At 61.6% G+C, this 19,094-nt stretch carries 19 protein-coding genes; 8 read left to right on the forward strand and 11 right to left on the reverse strand.

Annotation, left to right across the window (positions count from 1 at the left end):
• Positions 1–25 precede the first annotated feature (25 nt).
• Both prpB and EXN22_RS18415 read right to left on the reverse strand, forming a co-directional pair.
• Positions 26–916: a methylisocitrate lyase gene (prpB, locus tag EXN22_RS18410; protein WP_130265415.1), complete on the reverse strand. Its 891-nt coding sequence runs from the start codon at positions 914–916 to the stop codon at positions 26–28.
• A complete protein-coding gene (locus EXN22_RS18415) occupies positions 913–1,623 on the reverse strand; it encodes a GntR family transcriptional regulator (RefSeq protein ID WP_130265416.1) in 711 nt (236 codons plus the stop codon). The genes prpB and EXN22_RS18415 overlap by 4 nt, the downstream gene beginning before the upstream one ends.
• A gap of 293 nt (positions 1,624–1,916) precedes the next feature.
• On the opposite strand from EXN22_RS18415, the gene rloA reads away from it, so the two are divergent.
• The 4 genes from rloA to pabB all read left to right on the forward strand — a co-directional run bounded on the left by rloA (position 1,917) and on the right by pabB (position 6,440).
• A complete protein-coding gene (gene rloA / locus EXN22_RS18420) occupies positions 1,917–2,453 on the forward strand; it encodes a retropepsin-like aspartic peptidase RloA (RefSeq protein WP_026001282.1) in 537 nt (178 codons plus the stop codon).
• A gap of 5 nt (positions 2,454–2,458) precedes the next feature.
• Positions 2,459–3,991 (forward strand): osmotic stress tolerance membrane protein RloB, encoded by a 1,533-nt coding sequence (gene rloB, locus EXN22_RS18425; RefSeq protein WP_130265417.1) that lies wholly within the window; start codon positions 2,459–2,461, stop codon positions 3,989–3,991.
• Positions 3,991–4,968: an alpha-L-glutamate ligase-like protein gene (locus tag EXN22_RS18430; RefSeq protein ID WP_130265418.1), complete on the forward strand. Its 978-nt coding sequence runs from the start codon at positions 3,991–3,993 to the stop codon at positions 4,966–4,968. Before rloB ends, EXN22_RS18430 begins: the two co-directional genes overlap by 1 nt.
• A gap of 128 nt (positions 4,969–5,096) precedes the next feature.
• Positions 5,097–6,440 carry an aminodeoxychorismate synthase component I gene (gene pabB, locus EXN22_RS18435; RefSeq protein ID WP_130265419.1) on the forward strand — a complete coding sequence of 448 codons (1,344 nt, stop codon included), beginning with the start codon at positions 5,097–5,099 and terminating at the stop codon, positions 6,438–6,440.
• Between the two features lie 51 nt (positions 6,441–6,491).
• On the opposite strand, the gene thrH is transcribed toward pabB, so the two are convergent.
• Entirely contained in the window at positions 6,492–7,109 is a 618-nt protein-coding gene (gene thrH / locus EXN22_RS18440; protein WP_130265420.1) for a bifunctional phosphoserine phosphatase/homoserine phosphotransferase ThrH, read from the reverse strand.
• 129 nt (positions 7,110–7,238) lie between these two features.
• On the opposite strand from thrH, the gene EXN22_RS18445 reads away from it, so the two are divergent.
• Positions 7,239–7,973 carry a phosphoadenylyl-sulfate reductase gene (locus EXN22_RS18445; RefSeq protein ID WP_130265421.1) on the forward strand — a complete coding sequence of 245 codons (735 nt, stop codon included), beginning with the start codon at positions 7,239–7,241 and terminating at the stop codon, positions 7,971–7,973.
• A 4-nt stretch (positions 7,974–7,977) separates the two neighbouring features.
• On the opposite strand, the gene EXN22_RS18450 is transcribed toward EXN22_RS18445, so the two are convergent.
• From EXN22_RS18450 to EXN22_RS18475, 6 genes are all read right to left on the reverse strand, one after another.
• Positions 7,978–10,452, reverse strand: a complete 2,475-nt coding sequence (locus EXN22_RS18450; protein ID WP_165392237.1) for an ATP-binding protein — start codon at positions 10,450–10,452, stop codon at positions 7,978–7,980.
• Positions 10,453–10,495: 43 nt separating this feature from the next.
• Positions 10,496–11,119, reverse strand: a complete 624-nt coding sequence (locus EXN22_RS18455; protein ID WP_130265423.1) for a response regulator transcription factor — start codon at positions 11,117–11,119, stop codon at positions 10,496–10,498.
• A 224-nt stretch (positions 11,120–11,343) separates the two neighbouring features.
• Entirely contained in the window at positions 11,344–12,318 is a 975-nt protein-coding gene (cysB, locus tag EXN22_RS18460) for an HTH-type transcriptional regulator CysB (protein ID WP_045189882.1), read from the reverse strand.
• Between the two features lie 123 nt (positions 12,319–12,441).
• On the reverse strand, positions 12,442–12,939 hold the full coding sequence (locus tag EXN22_RS18465) for a universal stress protein (protein WP_130265424.1): 498 nt from the start codon (positions 12,937–12,939) through the stop codon (positions 12,442–12,444).
• Positions 12,940–13,031: 92 nt separating this feature from the next.
• The gene (locus EXN22_RS18470) at positions 13,032–13,940 is read right to left on the reverse strand and encodes a 5'-nucleotidase (RefSeq protein ID WP_130265425.1); all 909 of its coding nucleotides are present in this window, start codon (positions 13,938–13,940) and stop codon (positions 13,032–13,034) included.
• Positions 13,941–13,982: 42 nt separating this feature from the next.
• Positions 13,983–14,966: a putative 2-dehydropantoate 2-reductase gene (locus EXN22_RS18475; protein ID WP_130265426.1), complete on the reverse strand. Its 984-nt coding sequence runs from the start codon at positions 14,964–14,966 to the stop codon at positions 13,983–13,985.
• 116 nt (positions 14,967–15,082) lie between these two features.
• On the opposite strand from EXN22_RS18475, the gene EXN22_RS18480 reads away from it, so the two are divergent.
• Complete coding sequence (locus EXN22_RS18480; protein ID WP_130265427.1) at positions 15,083–15,535, forward strand: PilZ domain-containing protein; 453 nt, start codon at positions 15,083–15,085, stop codon at positions 15,533–15,535.
• 164 nt (positions 15,536–15,699) lie between these two features.
• Positions 15,700–16,776 carry a 3-deoxy-7-phosphoheptulonate synthase gene (locus EXN22_RS18485; protein WP_130265428.1) on the forward strand — a complete coding sequence of 359 codons (1,077 nt, stop codon included), beginning with the start codon at positions 15,700–15,702 and terminating at the stop codon, positions 16,774–16,776.
• Positions 16,777–16,850: 74 nt separating this feature from the next.
• Here the strand turns inward: EXN22_RS18485 and EXN22_RS18490 are convergent, their stop codons facing one another.
• Positions 16,851–17,132 carry a GNAT family N-acetyltransferase gene (locus tag EXN22_RS18490; RefSeq protein WP_130265429.1) on the reverse strand — a complete coding sequence of 94 codons (282 nt, stop codon included), beginning with the start codon at positions 17,130–17,132 and terminating at the stop codon, positions 16,851–16,853.
• A 509-nt stretch (positions 17,133–17,641) separates the two neighbouring features.
• Between EXN22_RS18490 and oprI the strand changes: the two genes are divergently transcribed.
• Positions 17,642–17,893, forward strand: a complete 252-nt coding sequence (gene oprI / locus EXN22_RS18495; protein ID WP_003259780.1) for an outer membrane lipoprotei OprI — start codon at positions 17,642–17,644, stop codon at positions 17,891–17,893.
• 129 nt (positions 17,894–18,022) lie between these two features.
• On the opposite strand, the gene EXN22_RS18500 is transcribed toward oprI, so the two are convergent.
• Positions 18,023–19,000 carry a L,D-transpeptidase family protein gene (locus EXN22_RS18500; protein ID WP_130265430.1) on the reverse strand — a complete coding sequence of 326 codons (978 nt, stop codon included), beginning with the start codon at positions 18,998–19,000 and terminating at the stop codon, positions 18,023–18,025.
• Between the last annotated feature and the right edge of the window lie 94 nt (positions 19,001–19,094).

Below are 19,094 nucleotides of genomic sequence, written 5' to 3' on the forward strand. Positions count from 1 at the left end.
GCCCGCTCCTACATTATTCGAACATTCAGCCCTTTTTCTGGGCGAACAGTGCGTCGAGCTTCTGCTCGAACACGTGGTAGTTGATGGCGTCGTACAGCTCCATGCGAGTTTGCATGGTGTCGATGACGTTCTTCTGCGTGCCGTCGCGACGCAGCGCGGTGTAGACGTTTTGCGCAGCCTTGTTCATGGCACGGAAGGCCGACAGCGGGTACAGCACCAGCGAGACATCGACCGAGGCCAGTTCTTCAGTGGTGTACAGCGGCGTGGCACCGAATTCGGTGATGTTGGCCAGGATCGGGGCTTTGACCCGATCAGCGAAGGTCTTGTACATCGAAAGCTCAGTGATGGCTTCCGGGAAGACCATGTCGGCACCCGCTTCGATGCAGGCGGCGGCGCGGTCCAGTGCCGCTTCCAGACCTTCGACGGCCAGGGCGTCGGTGCGCGCCATGATCACGAAGCTGTCGTCGGTACGGGCGTCGACAGCGGCCTTGATACGGTCGACCATCTCCTGCTGGGAGACGATTTCCTTGTTTGGACGGTGACCGCAACGCTTGGCGCCAACCTGGTCTTCAATGTGGATGGCGGCGGCGCCGAACTTGCTCATCGACCTGACGGTACGGGCGACGTTGAAGGCCGAGGAGCCAAAACCGGTGTCCACGTCCACCAGCAGCGGCAGATCGCAGACGTCGGTGATGCGCCGTACGTCGGTCAGCACGTCATCCAGGCCACTGATACCCAGGTCAGGCAGGCCCAGGGAGCCTGCAGCTACGCCGCCACCCGACAGGTAGATGGCCTTGAAGCCGGCGCGCTGGGCCAGCAGCGCGTGGTTGGCATTGATGGCACCGACCACCTGCAACGGGTGTTCGGCGGCAACTGCATCGCGAAAGCGCTGGCCGGGACTGCTTTTCTGACTCATGACTCACCTCGTGGGCTGGAAGCGTCCAGATAGTGACGCTCGATGTTGCGTTTGGAGGCGCCGATGTGGCGGCGCATCAAGAGCTCGGCCAGTTCACCGTCACGGTCGGCGATGGCATCGAGAATCCGGTGGTGTTCGGCGAACGCCTGGCGTGGCCGGTTGGGCGTGGCGGAGAACTGGATGCGGTACATGCGCACCAGTTGATACAGCTCGCCGCAGAGCATCTGCACCAGGGTGCGGTTGCCGCTGCCCTGGATGATCCGGTAATGGAAGTCGAAATCGCCTTCCTGCTGGTAATAGCCAAGCCCGGCCTGGAAGGTGGCATCGCGCTCGTGGGTATCGAGCACCCGGCGCAACTCGTCGATCTCGGCTACGCTCATACGCTCGGCGGCCAGCCGGCAGGCCATGCCTTCGAGGGACTCGCGAATCTCGTACAGCTCGATCAGTTCGGCGTGGCTGAGCGACACCACCCGCGCCCCGACATGGGGCACGCGCACCAGCAGGCGCTGGCCCTCCAGACGGTGGATCGCCTCGCGCAGCGGCCCGCGGCTGATACCGTAGGTGCGCGCCAGCTCCGGCTCCGAGATCTTGCTGCCAGGGGCGATCTCGCCTTTGACGATGGCTGCCTGAATGCGCCGGAAGACGTTTTCCGAGAGGGTTTCGCTGTCGTCTGCCACGGCGCTGGGGGCTTGGGCTGTGTCCAGCATATTGTCGACACCTCATAAATCAATGAGGGCAAAACTAGCCAAACAGCAGCGCATAGTCAAAGACAAATTAAACATTGTCGACAATCGTCTAAGAACGAACTTCAAGGTCCGCCGTGTTGTCTGAGTGCAGCCGCTGGCGCCAGCACACCAGCGTGATAGAATGCCGCGCCTCCCGACGGGGCACGAATAGTGTGTCTGTCATCTGTATATGCAGGTGGCAGGTAAACGAGGAAGCTTGCGCAGAACTGCCAGTGGCCTTGACCCGAACATCGCACAGCAACGCGCCAGGATTTATGAGACTTACGCCCCTCCCACTGTTGTTCAGTCTTTGTCTGTTGCCGGCCCTGGGCCAGGCTGCGGAAAAGACCGTGTATGGCCTTAACGAATACGCCCGCCTGGCCGATATCGACCTGGAAGTGGCGGCCAAACTCGACACCGGGGCCAAGACCGCCTCGCTCAGTGCCCGTGACATCAAGCGCTTCAAGCGCAATGGTGAGTCCTGGGTGCGCTTCTACCTGGCAATTGACGCTGCCCATTCGCATCCGATAGAACGACCACTGGCCCGCGTCAGCAAGATCAAGCGACGCGCCGGTGATTACGACCCGGACGAAGGCAAGGCCTATACCGCCCGTCCGGTGATTGCCATGAACATCTGCATGGGTACGGCCCTGCGCAGCATCGAAGTGAACCTGACCGACCGCAGCGCGTTCCAGTATCCGCTGCTGATCGGCTCCGAGGCACTCAAGCACTTCGATGCGCTGGTCGACCCAAGCCTTAAATACGCTGCCGGCAAACCTGCCTGCGCCACTGACGCTCACACCGCAGAGTAATCCCGATGCGCTCTCTTACCCTCCACCTGAAAGTCCTGATTACCGTCCTGGTGCTACTGGGCGTCCTGGTCACGGCCTATCAGATCTTCTTTCTCGGCATTCCGGTGACCGAGGACGAAACCGATGACCTGTGGAACATTGACGCCAAGGTCGAGTTCGTCGCCAGCCCCAAGGATCCGGTCAAGGTCCAGATGTTCGTGCCGCCGCTGAGCCGCGACTACGTGAGCCTCAACGAGAGTTTCATCTCCAACAACTACGGCGTCAGCGTCAACCGTGTCGACGGCAACCGCAAGGTGACCTGGTCTGCCCGTCGCGCCAGCGGCAACCAGACCCTTTACTACCGCCTGGTACTGACCAAGCGCTACAGCACCGAAAAGGCCAAGATCAAAGGCCCGACCTTCCGTGACAGCCTGGCAGTCGAAGGCCCGGAAAAGGTCGCCGCCGAAGCCCTGATGGCGCCCATTCGCCAGCACTCGGCCGACGTCGAGACTTTTGTCAGCGAGACCATCAAGCGGGTCAACAACCTCAACGATGACAACGTCAAGTTGCTGCTGGCCGGCGATACTTCATCGCTGAACAAGGCCAAGATCATCGACCTGCTGCTGTCCATCGCCCATGTCCCGGTGGAAAAGGTCCACACCATCCGCCTGGTCGCCGACCAGCCGCAAACCCCGGAACTGTGGCTGCGCAGCTTCAACGGCACCGACTGGCTGTACTTCAACCCGGACACCGGCGAACAGGGCCTGCCGACCGACCGCCTGCTGTGGTGGACCGGTGATGACAACCTGATCACCGTCGATGGCGGCAAGAAAGCCAACGTCAGCTTCAGCCTCAACAACAGCGAAATGAATGCCATTCGCCTGGCCAAGCTGACCGACGAAAACACCGACGCCGACTTCCTTGAATACTCGCTGTACGGCCTGCCGCTGCAGACCCAGCAGACCTTCATGATCATGGTGATGATCCCGATCGGCGTGCTGGTGATCCTGGTGCTGCGCAACCTGATCGGCCTGCAGACCCTGGGGACCTTTACCCCGGTACTGATCGCCCTGGCCTTCCGCGAAACCCAGCTGGGCTTTGGCATCATCCTGTTCACGGTGATCACCGCGCTCGGGTTGTCACTGCGCTCCTACCTCGAACACCTGAAGTTGCAGATGCTGCCGCGCCTGTCGGTCGTACTGACCTTCGTCGTGGTACTGATTGCCGCCATCAGCCTGTTCAGCCACAAGCTGGGCCTGGAGCGCGGCCTGTCGGTAGCGCTGTTCCCGATGGTGATCCTGACCATGACCATCGAACGCCTGTCGATCACCTGGGAAGAACGCGGCGGTGGCCATGCCATGAAAGTGGCCATCGGCACCCTGTTCGCCGCCTCCGTCGCACACCTGCTGATGAGCGTGCCGGAGCTGGTGTACTTCGTCTTCACCTTCCCGGCGGTGCTGCTGATTCTGGTGGGCTTCATGCTGGCAATGGGTCGCTACCGCGGCTACCGCCTGACGGAGCTGGTGCGTTTCAAGGCTTTCGTGAAGGCTGACGCCTGATGTTCGGTCTCTGGAAAACCTGGAAAGCCCTGGAGGCCCGGGGCATCATGGGTATCAACCGGCGCAATGCGGACTACGTCCTCAAGTACAACAAGCGCCATTTGTACCCGATCGTCGACGACAAGATCATCACCAAGGAGCGTGCGATCCAGGCCGGCATCCATGTGCCGGAGATGTACGGGATCATTTCCACCGAGAAAGAGATCGACAAGCTCGGCGAGATCATCGGCGGGCGCAGCGACTTTGTCGTCAAGCCTGCCCAGGGTGCCGGCGGTGACGGCATCCTGGTGGTGGCCGATCGCTTCGAGGACCGTTACCGCACGGTCTCGGGCAAGATCATCAGCCATGAGGAAATCGAGCACCAGATCTCCAGCATCCTCACAGGCCTCTACTCCCTGGGCGGCCACCGCGACCGCGCGCTGATCGAATACCGGGTTACCCCGGACCAGATCTTCAAGAGCATCAGCTACGAAGGCGTGCCGGACATCCGCATCATCGTGCTGATGGGCTACCCGGTGATGGCCATGCTACGGCTGCCGACCCGCCAGTCCGGCGGCAAGGCCAACCTGCACCAGGGCGCCATCGGCGTGGGTGTAGACCTGGCCACCGGCGTGACCCTGCGCGGCACCTGGCTGAACAACATCATCAGCAAGCACCCGGACACCACCAACGCGGTGGACGGCGTGCAACTGCCGAACTGGGACGGCTTCATGAAGCTGGCCGCCGGCTGCTACGAGTTGTGCGGCCTGGGCTACATCGGTGTCGACATGGTCCTGGACCAGGACAAGGGCCCGTTGATCCTCGAGCTCAATGCCCGCCCCGGCCTGAACATCCAGATCGCCAACGACTGCGGCCTGACCCTGCGCACCCACGCGGTCGAGGCCCACCTGGAGCAATTGGCCAAGGACGGTCGCCAGGAAACCGTCGAGGAGCGCGTGCGCTTCGCCCAGGAGCTGTTCGGCCACGTGCCGAGCTGAGTCCGTTCCCCGTTCGCGTCAGCCTGCCCGGCTGGCGCGGGCGGCAGACTCAATGTCGTAGTCAGCGCTAGGAGCATTTCCTACACGGGACTACAATCGCCTCCCCCGCATTCATAGCTGTTACTTGCATGCCGACCTGTACGCTCCACCCCCTGCCCTACCAGGCTGACCCTGCGACCTACTTTGCACGCATCCGCAAGGCGCCTGGCGCGGTGCTGCTCGACAGCGCCCGGCCAACCGCCGAACGCGGCCGTTTCGACCTGCTCAGCGCCTGGCCGCTGCAGACCCTGGCACCCACCGAGGAGGAAAGCGGCAGCGCCTATCTGCAGCGCCTGCGTGCATGCCTGGCGCAACTGGGCCAGGCGCAACTGCCCGATGGCGTTGAATTGCCGTTTGCCGGGGGCCTGATCGGTTACTTGAGCTACGACTTCGGCCGGCGCCTGGAACACCTGCCCAGCCTTGCCGTCGATGATCTGGGCCTGGCCGATGCCAGCCTTGGCCTGTATGCCTGGGCGCTGATCAGCGATCACCAGCAACAGCGCAGCCAATTGCTGTTCCACCCAAGCCTGGGCGAGACCGAGCGCCAGCGCCTGATTGAACTGTTCGAGGCGCCGGCAACTGCCGAGGTTGCCGGGTTTTCGCTGCAGGCGCCGATGCGCGGCGATATCAGCGCAGACGGCTACCGCCAGGCCTTTGATCGGGTGCAGCAGTACATCCATGCCGGCGACTGCTACCAGATCAACCTGACCCAGCGCTTCCGTGCCCCGTGCCAGGGCGACCCCTGGCACGCCTACCAGGCCCTGCGCCAGGCCTGCCCGACCCCCTATTCGGGCTTCCAGTTACTGGCCGATGGCAGCGCGTTGCTGAGTTTCTCGCCGGAGCGTTTCATCCGGGTCAGTGACGGCCAGGTAGAAACCCGCCCGATCAAAGGTACCCGGCCGCGCAGCAGCGATGCCGACGAGGATGCGCGCAATGCCGCCGAGCTGCTGGGCAGCGACAAGGATCGCGCCGAGAACCTGATGATCGTCGACCTGCTGCGCAACGACCTGGGGCGCACCTGCGAGATCGGCTCGGTGCAGGTGCCGGAGCTGTTCAGCCTGGAAAGCTACCCCAACGTGCATCATCTGGTCAGCAGCGTCACCGGCCGCCTGGCCGCTGGCAAGGATGCCCTGGACCTGATCGCCGACAGCTTCCCCGGCGGCTCGATCACCGGCGCACCGAAGATTCGCGCCATGCAGATCATCGATGAGCTGGAACCCAGCCGTCGCGCCCTGTATTGCGGCTCGTTGCTGTATGTGGACGTGCGCGGCGAGATGGACAGCTCGATCGCCATTCGCAGCCTGCTGGTCAAGGACGGCCAGGTGTGCTGCTGGGGTGGTGGCGCGGTGGTGGCCGATTCGCACTGGCAGGCGGAGTACGAGGAGTCGATTACCAAGGTCAAGGTGTTGCTCGAGACCTTGCAGGGCCTTTGAACAGCATCGCGGGGCAAGCCCGCTCCCACAGGTTTGTGGGAGCAGGTGGCCTTACAGGCTCAACGAGCGATTCGAAGCCTTGATGAACTCCTGCTTGAGCGCGGCAAAATCATGCACCGCCGGAAACTGCGGAAACTCGCGAATCACGTTGTCCGGCGCATGGAACAGGATCCCCGCATCCGCCTCGCCGAGCATGCTGGTGTCGTTGTACGAGTCGCCGGCGGCAATCACCCGGTAGTACAGGCTCTTGAAGGCCAGCACCGATTGGCGCTTGGGGTCTTTCTGGCGCAATTGGTAGCCGGTGACCCGATCGCTTTCATCGGTGATCAAGCGGTGGCAGAGCAGTGTCGGGAAGCCCAACTGACGCATCAGCGGCTGGGAAAACTCGTAGAAGGTGTCGGAAAGAATCACCACCTGAAAGCGCTCACGCAGCCAGTCGACGAATTCGATGGCACCGTCCAGCGGCTTGAGCGTGGCGATCACTGCCTGGATATCGGAAAGCTTCAGGCCATGCTCATCGAGGATGCGCAGGCGCTGTTTCATCAGCACGTCGTAATCGGGGATGTCACGGGTGGTGGCCCGCAGCGATTCGATTCCGGTTTTTTCCGCGAAGGCGATCCAGATTTCCGGGACCAATACACCTTCCAGGTCGAGACAGGCAATTTCCACAGCACACTCCTCGAACAACGCCAAAAATGGGAAGCCGCACTCTACATGCGCGGCGTCTACCCCGGCAATTTTTGTTAAGATCAGGGCATTACGAGCGCCAAGCGCCATTCAAAAACCGGAAGCCGCCTGATGAGCCAACCCTTCGACGTCGCCGCCCTGGCCGCGAACTACGCCAACAAGTCACCGCAAGACATCCTCAAGCTGGCTTTCGAGCACTTTGGCGATGACCTGTGGATCTCCTTCAGCGGCGCCGAGGATGTGGTGCTGGTGGACATGGCCTGGAAGCTCAACAAGCAGGTCAAGGTGTTCAGCCTCGACACCGGCCGCCTGCATCCGGAAACCTACCGTTTCATCGACCAGGTGCGCGAACAGTACAAGCTGCCGATCGAAATTCTTTCCCCCGACCACAGCAAGCTTGAGCCTTTGGTCAAAGAGAAAGGCCTGTTCAGCTTCTACAAGGACGGTCATGGCGAGTGCTGCGGCATCCGCAAGATTGAACCGTTACGACGCAAACTGAGCACCGTCCGCGCCTGGGCCACCGGCCAGCGCCGTGACCAGAGCCCGGGCACCCGCAGCCAGGTGGCCGCGCTGGAGATCGACAGCGCCTTCTCCAGCCCCGAGCACACCCTGTACAAGTTCAACCCGCTGGCACAAATGAGCAGCGAAGAGGTTTGGGGCTATATCCGCATGCTCGAGCTGCCGTACAACAGCCTGCACGAGCGCGGTTTCATCAGCATCGGCTGCGAACCCTGCACCCGCCCGGTGCTGCCGAACCAGCACGAGCGCGAAGGCCGCTGGTGGTGGGAAGAATCGACCCAGAAGGAATGCGGGCTGCACGCCGGCAACCTGATCACCAAGGGCTGATCGCCTAGGCACTGCAGTAGCGTGACAGGCTGCCCTGCAGATGCGCCATGGCATCACACAACTGATCAACCAACCGCCACAGCTGCTGGTTCGGCGCGCAGTTGCTGCAGGCCTGCTCCAGTTGCGCGCAGGCGTCGAGCAAGGCGCGCGCGCGGATCATCCGCGCGCCACCCTTGATCCGGTGCACCAGATCAGCCAGACCGCCCAGTTCGCCACTCAGGCGCAGGCCATCGAGACCACCCAGGTCCTGCTCGATGCTCAGCAGCAAATCGCCCAACAAAGCTTTCATGCTGGCCTGGTTGCCTCCGGTCAGTTGCTCAAGAGCCATCAGGTCTACCCCCTCGGGACGTTGCTGGGCCTGACCGCAAACGGCCACCGTGCAGTCGTCGGCAAGCCCCAGGGCATCGGCCAGCACCTGGATACTGGTGGGCTTGAACAGGCACAAATCCATGCCTGCGGCCAGGCAGCGGCGCCGCTCATCGACCTGGGCGTTGGCGGTCATCCCGATAATCAGCGCCTTGGGTTTATGCTGGCGACGCTCGTGTTCACGGATTGCACGTACCAGCTGGTAACCCGAAAGAACTGGCATGTTGCAATCACTGATCAGCACATCGAAACCACCCCCCAACCAGATGCGCAAGGCGTCGCCGCCCTGCTCGCAGGCCCGCGCGTGGTGGCCCAGATAGCTCAGTTGCTGCAGCAACAGAATGCGATTGGCCGGGTAATCATCGACGACCAGGACACTCAACCGCCGCGCTCTGGACGCCGCCATCGCAGCACCAGCCCTGGGCACACGGACATTGGCTGCTGCCACCACTGGCAGGGTCAGCTCAACGCTTATGCGCGTACCCAGGCCCAGGGTGCTTTCAATGTGCAACTGCCCGCCCATCATTTCGCAAAGCGTGCGACTGATACTCAAGCCCAGCCCTGCACCGCTGCGGGCCGACTGGCGGTTATTGCCGGCCCGGCACCAGGGTGTGCCCACCCGGGCCAGGTCGGCCGGGGCAATACCCTCACCGGTGTCCTCCACCGCCAGGCTTGCGGCCAGTGCATGGCCTTGCAGGCGCACGGCCAGGCGGATACGGATTTCCCCGCGCTGGGTGAACTTGATGGCATTGCTCAGCAGGTTGGACAGCACCTGCTTGAAACGCAGTGGATCAAGCAACACTTCATGCTCTGCCGGACCATCGACCAGCAACCGTAGCTGCAAGCCTTTTTGCTGGGCCTGGTGCTCGAACATCCGCGCGACGCTCTCGATCTGTTTGCGCAATGAGGCAGGCTCCGGCGTCAGCGTCAGATGGCCAGACTCGATGCGAGTCACGTCGAGAATGTCACCGAGCAACTCCAGCAGCCCTCGCGCCGAACTGGAGGCCACATCGATGGCCAAACGGTCGATCACTCCCTGGTCGGCCTTTTTCAACGCCAGCTCCAGCATCCCCAGCACGGCATTCATCGGCGTGCGAATCTCGTGGCTCATGGTCGCCAGGAAGCTGGTCTTGGCCTGGTTGGCCGCATCGGCCTCGTTCTTGGCCTGCTGCAGCGCCTCGTACAGCTGGGCCGTGGCCTGTTCGGCGCGGACACAGCGGCGCACCGATTGACGCAGGTAGTGAATCCACACCAGGGCCAGGGCCAGCAGACTGGCCACCAAGGCAATCCCCTGACTGATCAGGCGCCGATGGTGATGCCAGTAGCTGTCGGCCAGCTTGAGCGCACTGGCCACTTGCGAAGGCTCGGCCAGGTGCAGCTTGATCCCCAGGTCATCCCAGCGCTGCTTGATCTGCTGGCGCTGCTCGGCGCTGATCGCGGCCAGGGCGATGTTCACCACCTGCTGCATCAGCGTCTGGTCATGGGCCATGGCAAAACCCAGGGCATGACCCTGGGCGCTGCCCAGAAAGCCATCGGCAAGCCCCAGCGCCACTGCGCCCAAGGCAGTACGGGTGGAATCCACTGTGGTGATTTCAGCCTCTGGGAACGCCGACTGTAGATCATCGGCACCCACCTGCCCGTCCAGGTACACCAGACGCGTGCCGGCCTGCCCCGGATTGACGCTACCTACCGTGCCCACCCGCGTCACCAGCACCGGCAACTCCTGGGCATAGGGCGCAGACAGCAACAGGCCCGCCGCCTCGGCTTGCTGGGCGCTGAGCGCACCGATCAGGTCGATTTCCTGTGCGGCGAGCGCCTGCAGCAATTGGGCGTAGGTCTCGTATCGCTGCAGGCGCACCTGCAAATTGAGCAACTGGCCGATCAACTCGACATAGTCGCCGCTCATGCCCTGGTCGCGGCTATTCTTGAGCTTGCCATTGCAGGGCGCGCCCTCGGGCGTCAAGGTGCCGACGCGAAGCACCCGCTGGCGCCAGAGCCAGCGTACCTGCTCGTTGCTCAATGGTAACTGGCGCTGTGCTTGAAGGTCTGCCACCAGCGGCCGCCCCGCAGGTTCCGCGACGCCGGGCAGGGCCTGGCCAAGCAGCACCAGCATCCCCCCCCATCGCAGCAGCCTGCCAACTACCCCGACCGACACCCTAGATGAGCTGATTGCGCTTGGCGACATCCGCCAGATCCACCAACGAGGAAACCCGCAGCTTTTCGATCAGCCGGGTTTTGTAGGTACTGACGGTCTTGTTGCTGAGCAACATCGCCTCGCCAATTGCCTTGTTGCTCAAGCCGCGCGCAAGCTGCTGCAAAATCAGCACCTCACGGTCGGTCAGCCTGGCTATGCACTCGGCTTCGGACAGACAGAAGTCGACCTTCCTTACCGAGCTCAAGGCCACTTCCGGAAAGTAACTGTACCCGGACATCACTGCCTGCACCGCCTTGCCCAACTCACTCAGATCATCGGTCTTGGAGACAAAACCAATCGCCCCGGCGCGCATGCAACGGATGGAAAAGTACTCCGCCAATTGCGATGTCAGAATCAGGATTTTCACCTGCAGGCCCATGGCCCTGATGCGACGCATCACTTCCAGGCCATCGAGCCCCGGCATGCTGATGTCCAGGATCAGCAAATCTGGCTTCAGATCCCGAGCCAGGCGCACGGCATCGATGCCGTTGTCGGTCTGCGCCACTTCGAATCGCTCGCCCTGGAGTAACACGCTGACGCTTGAACGAATGAAGGGGTGGTCATCGACAATTAGCGCTTTGTGCATAAGGGCTCCAGCCAATGCATACCAGATAGCGGCAATCTAATATCGCCATGCCGTTATTATCGACAGCGACGCGGACACGACCTACCGGACACGTCTGAAACCAAAAGAGAAATTTCCGATTGTTTTTATTTTTGGACCGCCTTCACACCTTTGCTCCCCCCGAAAACAACAATGCCCGCCAGGCAGCCTGACGGGCATTGTTCAGCAAGCGCGTGACGGGGTGATCAATGCACGGGCAGTTCCACACCCTCGAACAGCTCTTCGAGCTCTTGCTTGTTGTGGCACTGGATCGCCTTGGCCATCACTTCGCGGGTCAAGTGAGGGGCGAACTTCTCGATGAAGTCGCACATGAAGCCACGCAGGAAGGTGCCACGACGGAAACCGATCTTGGTCACGCTGGACTCGAACAGTTCGCTGGCATCGAGCACCACCAGGTCATTGTCGAGCTTGGTGTCGACCGCCATCTTGGCCACGATACCCACGCCCAAGCCCAGGCGTACGTAAGTCTTGATCACGTCGGCGTCGGCGGCGGTGAACACTACTTTCGGCGTCAGGCCACGATGGCTGAAGGCTTCGTCGAGTTTGGAGCGACCGGTGAAACCAAACACGTAGGTAACGATCGGGTACTCGGCCAGTGCTTCAAGGGTGAGCTTGGGCAGCTTGGTCAGCGGGTGACCCTGGGGCACCACCACGCAGCGGTTCCAGCGGTAGCACGGCATCATCACCAGGTCGCCGAACAGCTCCAGCGCTTCGGTGGCAATAGCGAAATCGACAGTACCGTCAGCGGCCATTTCGGCGATCTGCATGGGCGAGCCCTGATGCATGTGCAGGGCCACTTCCGGGTACTGCTTGATGAAGCTGCTGATCACCGGCGGCAGCGCATAACGCGCCTGGGTGTGGGTGGTGGCGATCGACAGGGTGCCCTTCTTCTCGTTGGAGAATTCCTGGGCGATCTGCTTGATGCTTTCGACCTTGCGCAGGATCTCGCCAGCGGTGGTGATAATCCGCTCACCGGCCGGGGTCACGCGGGTCAGGTGCTTGCCGCTGCGGGCGAACACTTCGACGCCCAGCTCGTCTTCGAGCAGGCGGATCTGTTTACTGATGCCCGGCTGGGAGGTGTACAGGCTCTGCGCCGTCGCGGAGACGTTGAGGTCGTGGTGCGCCACTTCCCAGATGTAGCGCAATTGTTGAAGCTTCATAAGTATCCCTCAAATCAGCTGGGCGTCACCGGCAGCAGCGACGATTTATAACTATATTAGTGGTTTGAAGAATAAATCTAGAACTATTTTAGCAGTCTTTTAGGAACACACCTACGCGGCAGGTTAGGACTTCCTACGTCCAAGGTGCTGAGCCAACGGCACCATATACACCGGCACCGGCGACAACTGCAGCAGGCGCACGGCGGTGCGCCCAATCGGAATGTCGACGCCAGCGCCCTGGCTGTGGCTACCGAAGATCAGCAGGTCGACACTCAGGCGCTGGGCCTGTTCGAGAATCACCTGGGCCGGGTCGCCCTGGCGCACGCGCACGGCCTTGATCAGGGCCAGGTCGGCCTCCTCGCCTAATTCGTCACGAAAGTTTTCCAGAACCCGCTGTTCGATGTTGGCCATCACCGTCGTCACGCCTTCGCTGTGCAGTTCATCGAGGGTCTGCTCATCCAGGTAGCTTTGTAGCAGCGATTCGGCAAACTGACCCATGGGCTCGACTGCGTGAATGACGTAGAGCTCTGCGCTGAAAGTCCGCGCCAGCGCCAGCGCGTGTTGCAGGACAAAAGGAGCGTACACACCGAGGTCAGTGGCATAGAGCATGGAACGGATCATTCGACCTCCTCGACTGCCACGACGGCAGAGCAAGCTTCAGCTTAGCAGCGCCAAGATCAGCCGCAGGGCCATCCGGCGTCGAGGTTTGGCCCTTAGCCTGGGGTAGGTTCGTTGCTGATGCCGTGGGGCACATGGCCAGTGGCGACCACGCTGCGCGCCCGTTCGCAATGGCCGGCCTGGTCATCGAAGAACACATCGGCGGCGAAGGCTTCAAGGAACGCCGACTTGTCCAGGCCGCCGAGAAACAGTGACTCATCAAGGCGAATATCCCATTCGCGCAGGGTGCGGATGACCCGCTCATGGGCCGGTGCCGAACGGGCGGTTACCAGCGCCGTGCGGATGGGGCAGGCACCTTCGGGAAACTCCTTCTGCAGCAGGTTCAATGCCGCCAGGAACGGTTTGAACGGCCCACCACGCAAAGGCTCTCGCGCCGATTGACGCTCACTGGCCTGGAAGGCTTCGAGACCGCCGAGTTGGTAGACCCGCTCGGACTCGTCAGAAAACAGCACGGCGTCGCCATCGAAGGCAATGCGCAATTCATCGCTGGCAGCGCGCCGGGCGCCACCGGACAGGATGGTCGCGGCGGCAAAGCCGGCCTCCAGCGCGCTGCGCACATCATCGGCATCGGTGGACAGGAACAGGTGGCAACCAAACGCTGCCAGATACGGATAAGGACTACGGCCGCCGACGAAGGCGGCGCGGTAGATGCCCAGGCCGTGCTGCTCGATCGAGTTGAATACCCGCAGGCCGGTGTCGGCACTGTTGCGCGATACCAGCACCACCTCGACCCGTGACTGGCCGAGGCTGGCGTTCAGGCCCAGGAGTTTCTGCACCAGAGGGAAGGCATCGCCGGGTTCGAGCACTTCGTCTTCGTGCTCGATCTGGTATTGGCGGTAGGCTTCAACGCCCTCGGCCAGGTACAGGCGGTGACTCTCGCTGAGATCGAACAGCGCTCGGGAGGAGATGGCGACGACCAGTTTGTCGCCAAGGTTTTTGCTCATACGCTGTTCTCCTTGAGGCCCTATCGCGGGTCAAGCCCGCTCCTACAATGGGGTTGTGGTGGGAGCGGGCTTGCCCCGCGATGCAACTTGCCGATCAATAAAGGCCAGCGCCTGATACAACGCCTGAATCTTCGGCAACTCACACCCCGCAGCCTGCGCCCGGGCCAATGGCTCGGCATAGATCGCCGCCAACTCCAGCGGCCGTTGCTGGGTAAAATCGTGGTACATGCTCGGCCAGTAGTCGGGCATTTTTTGCGTCACCGCAAACAGGTGCTCGGCATAGCCTTGCGGCAGTTCATGGCCACAGGCGCGTGCACCCTGCACCACTTCGGCCATCAACGCCTGGATCAGTGCGCGGCTGTCAGTGTCGGCCATCAGGGGCGTGGTGCTGGCCCTGAGCAACACTGACAGGCCATTGTAGGGCACATTCCACACCAGCTTCTGCCAACGCGCCTGGGCCAGGTCGGTCATTGCCTGGGAGTCGATGCCAGCCGCATGGAACAGCGCCGCCCCGGCCTCGACAATTGCCTGACGCTGCGCCTGATCCACCGCAGGACCACTGTGATAACCGAGATTGACCGCGCCCAGCGATTGATGACGAATCACCCCCGGCGCTTCGCGGTTGACACAAATGAAGCATAAGCCACCCAACAGGTGCAGGTGATCAGGCAGCAAAGGGCGCAATTGCTCCTCGACACCCAGGCCATTTTGCAGCAACACCACCTTGGCCTGCGGCGCCGCCACCGTGGCGATCAACGGCGCAAGCTCAGCGTTGCTGGTGGTCTTGGCGCCGACCAGCAACCAATCGCAGGCGGGCATGTCGGCGGCATCGGCGTAGGCCGCGATATTCATCTGCATGCTGCCGTGCACGGCACTGTCGACCTGCAGGCCATTGCGCTGAACCGCTTCGAATTCGCTGCGTAAGAGCAAGTGCACCTCGAACCCGGCACGGGCCAGCATCAGGCCATAAAAGCCACCAATGGCCCCGGTTCCGATCACGCCGATACGCGGGTTGCTCGTGTTCATCCTGCTCTCCTCAACCGTTCATTTCTTGTTCAATTTTTTTACACGCAAATCAACCGCTTTACGATCCTTCACTATACTCATGCGAACAAGGTCAAAAAATCGACACGGAGTCGAGCATGCGTGGCTTCCTGCCCCACCCGGACGATGTTCCGGTTGAACTGGCCCTGCGCCAGTCGCCCAAGCTGTTTCGCCAACGGTTGCACACTATCAGCCTGGGCGGAATCGCCTGCAACCACCCTCGGGCCTACCGCCGAGGCATGGCAGTCGAAATGCTCATCCCCTCCCTTGGCGCCGAGGCCCGTTACCCCGGATACATCGCCTGGTGCCAGAAACAGCAGGAGGGCTATCGGGTGGGCATCGCCTTCGTCGACGAACAGGCGCTGTTCGGCGCGCGCATGGGTGAACAGGTGTGCCAGATCCAGCACTTCTGCCAGATGCAAACCCAGACCGAACACGCTGATACCGATCTCGAAGCCCTCGCCCAGCAATGGGTCAGCCTGCACGCGGGCGAGTTCTCCGAGGCAAGCCTTGAGGCAAGCCATACCCGCGAAATCCTCCTTCAGGGCTAAAAACCCCGTGCCTGTGGGCTTTTCCTTGCAGGAAAGCGACCCCTGCCCATTGTCGAGCCACGGTGTAACGCGCTAAGGTTCGGCTCCCCGCTGCGTACAATTTTCGCTGCTCCGCCGCACGGGGATCGCTGGCGGCCGGCACCCGTGACCTGACGAGTAACACGATGGCTGATTTACCGATCGATGACCTAAACGTTGCCTCCAACGAGACCTTGATCACCCCCGATCAGCTCAAGAAGGAAATCCCCCTCAGCGCTACCGCCCTGCAGACCGTGACTGCCGGCCGTGAAGTGGTGCGTAATATCCTCGACGGCAAGGACCACCGCCTGTTCGTGGTGATCGGCCCCTGCTCGATCCACGACATCAAGGCTGCCCACGAATACGCCGAGCGCCTGAAGGTGCTGGCGGCAGAAGTGTCCGACACTCTGTACCTGGTCATGCGCGTGTACTTCGAAAAACCGCGGACCACGGTGGGCTGGAAAGGCCTGATCAACGACCCTTACCTGGACGACTCGTTCAAGATTCAGGACGGCCTGCACATCGGTCGCCAGCTGCTGCTGGACCTGGCGGAAATGGGCCTGCCCACCGCCACCGAAGCCCTCGACCCGATCTCCCCGCAGTACCTGCAGGACCTGATCAGCTGGTCGGCCATCGGCGCGCGCACCACCGAATCCCAGACCCACCGCGAAATGGCCTCGGGCCTGTCCTCGGCAGTCGGCTTCAAGAACGGCACCGACGGCGGCCTGACCGTTGCCATCAACGCCCTGCAGTCGGTTTCAAGCCCGCACCGTTTCCTGGGTATCAACCAGGAAGGCGGCGTGTCCATCGTCACCACCAAGGGCAACGCCTACGGTCACGTGGTGCTGCGCGGCGGCAACGGCAAGCCCAACTATGACTCGGTCAGCGTCGCCCTGTGCGAACAGGCCCTGGCCAAGGCCAAGATCAAGCCGAACATCATGGTCGACTGCAGCCACGCCAACTCCAACAAGGACCCGGCCCTGCAGCCGCTGGTGATGGAGAACGTCGCCAACCAGATCCTCGAAGGCAACCAGTCGATCATCGGCCTGATGGTCGAGAGCCACCTGAACTGGGGCTGCCAGTCGATTCCCAAAGACCTCAACGACCTGCAGTACGGTGTCTCCATCACCGACGCCTGCATCGACTGGGAGTCCACCCAGAAGACCCTGCGCAGCATGCACGCCAAGCTCAAGGATGTCCTGCCCAAGCGCCAGCGCGACTGACAGGCAGATGCAAAAACGCCGGGCAATTGCCCGGCGTTTTTGTTGGTGTGCTCAATGGCTGACCGTCGCGACCCTCAGGCCTTGGTGGAGTGCTTTTGCTGACGCTCCATATAACGCTCGACATAGGAGCATGACGGAATCACGGTGTAGCCCATGTCCTCGGCATACTTGAGCGCCTGCTCGGTCAGTGCCGCTGCGATGCCCCGGCCGCGCAATGCGTTCGGCACGAAGGTGCGGTAGATATCCAGGGTCTGCTTGCCCAGATCCATGTAGGTCAGGTAAGCACGATGACCGTCCACATTGGTCTCGAATTGATGACCAGCCTGGTCATGGTGGATGGACAACGCCTCGCTCATCACTACTCCTCGCGGGTCTTGTGCTATGACCCCTACCTTACCGATGTTTGTCCGGCGAAGGAACCTCTACGCCACCCCGTGCCCCATTGGACAACGAGAAGAGCATGGCTGTTCTCTGGCAAATGAGCACGTACAAATAGTAGGCGCCACACGCCCAGATGCTCAAGGCGGCTGGTCGCAAATTTCACCCACTTGAAGCGGGCGCACACAGCGGCGAGCAGTGCCCTGAACAGTTGCCGGATGTTGTAGTGCTATGACGATTGATGACACTTTAAGTCACTTTTAGTTCAACAAAATACACACTTGCTACACTTGTTAGCACCCGCGCAAGCGGCGCCTTCACAGTTTTTCTACATCAGGCTGTGTTGGACCCGGGACCGGCGCATTTTTTTGCAGTTCTTGCGCTCTGTCAGTTTACTTACTACAAGTAATGGGTACTATGTACGCCGGCCAGTTTCTCTTTCTTGAGAGATGGCTATTTAATAGAAAGTCCTTGAAGGGGAACACCAATGAACAACGTTCTGAAATTTTCTGCTCTGGCTCTGGCCGCAGTCCTGGCTACCGGTTGCAGCAGCGTATCGAAAGAAACCGAAGCTCGTCTGACCGCTACCGAAGACGCAGCTGCTCGTGCACAAGCTCGTGCCGATGAAGCCTATCGCAAAGCTGACGACGCTCTGGCTGCTGCTCAAAAAGCACAACAGACCGCTGACGAAGCTAACGAGCGCGCTCTGCGTATGCTGGACAAAGCCAGCCGCAAGTAATAGTCCTTCGGGATTGTTATTGGAAGCCGACCCACTTGTGGGTCGGCTTTTTTGTTGCCGCCAGAAAAGTGCAACAGCAGAAACGACGAGGCCTGCACGATGGCAGGCCTCGGGTATAGCAACTGCGCCTTACTGCATGTCGTAAGGCACGCTGGACACCATCGGTGCCGGGCCGCCATTGCCATTGGGCACGGCGATCTCCACCGGCATGCCGTCTTCGGCGGCGACCACGTCGCGGACCATATCCCAGTTCATGCGCAGGTTGTTGGCCAGGTCTTCACGCTTGAGCAGGGCATTGATGACCGCTGTGTGCTTGTCGACCACCGATGGGTCACCCTTGTCGTCCAGCGGTGTGTGCGCTTCGAGGTAGACCTTGCCGGCGCTCAGACCAAACTTGTACGGCTCGTTGATGATGCGGACCGGGACGCCGACCGGTGCCATCTTGGCCAGTTCCAGCACATTGTTGTTGAACATGCGGAAGCAACCATGGCTGGTACGCATGCCGATGCCGAACTTCTTGTTCGAACCGTGGATCAGGTAACCCGGAACGCCCAGGGTGAACTTGAATGGACCCAGCGGGTTGTCCGGCCCTGCCGGGACTACGGTCGGCAGAATGTCACCGTCGGCGGCGTGTTCCTTGCGGATCGAGGCCGGTGGCGTCCAGGTCGGGTTCGGCGTCTTGGCCGTGACCTTGGTATTGGCGATCGGCGAGCCCCAGCCTTCGCGACCGATACCCAGCGGGTAGGTGTGCACCACGTTCTGCCCTTTCGGGTAGTAGTACATGCGGTACTCGGCCAGGTTGATGACGATGCCTTCGCGCGGGCCCGGCGGCAGGATGAAGCGGGTCGGCAGGATGATCTCGGTGCCGGCACCCGGCAGCCACGGGTCGACGCCCGGGTTGGCGGCGATCATTTCCAGGTAGCCAAGGTCGTTGGCGGTGCCGATATCGGCAAAGGTGTCTTCGTACTTGGCCTTGATCACCTGGACCTGGCCAATGACGTCTTCACCGGGAGGCGGCAGGGGGAACTCCAGCGCAGCAGCAGGGCCTGCCGCCAGCAGGGCGGCCAGGGACAGGCAACGGGTGACGGCGGGAAAGCGCGGCAACATCCGGGAAATCCTTCGCTAATTCAATTGAGTCAAGCAGTCGATTGTACACCGCCCCCCGCGTAATCGGGAGATGTCCCGGGCGCAGTTGGCCGTA

It is taken from the genome of Pseudomonas tructae, assembly GCF_004214895.1.
GTDB classification, from domain to species: Bacteria; Pseudomonadota; Gammaproteobacteria; order Pseudomonadales; family Pseudomonadaceae; genus Aquipseudomonas; species Aquipseudomonas tructae.

Excerpts from the sequence above, each read along its gene's own strand:
- prpB (WP_130265415.1), bottom strand. The coding sequence starts at position 916 with ATGAGTCAGAAAAGCAGTCCCGGCCAGCGCTTTCGCGATGCAGTTGCC.
- EXN22_RS18415 (WP_130265416.1), bottom strand. The coding sequence starts at position 1,623 with ATGCTGGACACAGCCCAAGCCCCCAGCGCCGTGGCAGACGACAGCGAA.
- rloA (WP_026001282.1), top strand. The coding sequence starts at position 1,917 with ATGAGACTTACGCCCCTCCCACTGTTGTTCAGTCTTTGTCTGTTGCCG.
- rloB (WP_130265417.1), top strand. The coding sequence starts at position 2,459 with ATGCGCTCTCTTACCCTCCACCTGAAAGTCCTGATTACCGTCCTGGTG.
- EXN22_RS18430 (WP_130265418.1), top strand. The coding sequence starts at position 3,991 with ATGTTCGGTCTCTGGAAAACCTGGAAAGCCCTGGAGGCCCGGGGCATC.
- pabB (WP_130265419.1), top strand. The coding sequence starts at position 5,097 with ATGCCGACCTGTACGCTCCACCCCCTGCCCTACCAGGCTGACCCTGCG.
- EXN22_RS18445 (WP_130265421.1), top strand. The coding sequence starts at position 7,239 with ATGAGCCAACCCTTCGACGTCGCCGCCCTGGCCGCGAACTACGCCAAC.
- EXN22_RS18450 (WP_165392237.1), bottom strand. The coding sequence starts at position 10,452 with ATGCTGGTGCTGCTTGGCCAGGCCCTGCCCGGCGTCGCGGAACCTGCG.
- EXN22_RS18455 (WP_130265423.1), bottom strand. The coding sequence starts at position 11,119 with ATGCACAAAGCGCTAATTGTCGATGACCACCCCTTCATTCGTTCAAGC.
- cysB (WP_045189882.1), bottom strand. The coding sequence starts at position 12,318 with ATGAAGCTTCAACAATTGCGCTACATCTGGGAAGTGGCGCACCACGAC.
- EXN22_RS18465 (WP_130265424.1), bottom strand. The coding sequence starts at position 12,939 with ATGATCCGTTCCATGCTCTATGCCACTGACCTCGGTGTGTACGCTCCT.
- EXN22_RS18470 (WP_130265425.1), bottom strand. The coding sequence starts at position 13,940 with ATGAGCAAAAACCTTGGCGACAAACTGGTCGTCGCCATCTCCTCCCGA.
- EXN22_RS18475 (WP_130265426.1), bottom strand. The coding sequence starts at position 14,966 with ATGAACACGAGCAACCCGCGTATCGGCGTGATCGGAACCGGGGCCATT.
- EXN22_RS18480 (WP_130265427.1), top strand. The coding sequence starts at position 15,083 with ATGCGTGGCTTCCTGCCCCACCCGGACGATGTTCCGGTTGAACTGGCC.
- EXN22_RS18485 (WP_130265428.1), top strand. The coding sequence starts at position 15,700 with ATGGCTGATTTACCGATCGATGACCTAAACGTTGCCTCCAACGAGACC.
- EXN22_RS18490 (WP_130265429.1), bottom strand. The coding sequence starts at position 17,132 with ATGAGCGAGGCGTTGTCCATCCACCATGACCAGGCTGGTCATCAATTC.
- oprI (WP_003259780.1), top strand. The coding sequence starts at position 17,642 with ATGAACAACGTTCTGAAATTTTCTGCTCTGGCTCTGGCCGCAGTCCTG.
- EXN22_RS18500 (WP_130265430.1), bottom strand. The coding sequence starts at position 19,000 with ATGTTGCCGCGCTTTCCCGCCGTCACCCGTTGCCTGTCCCTGGCCGCC.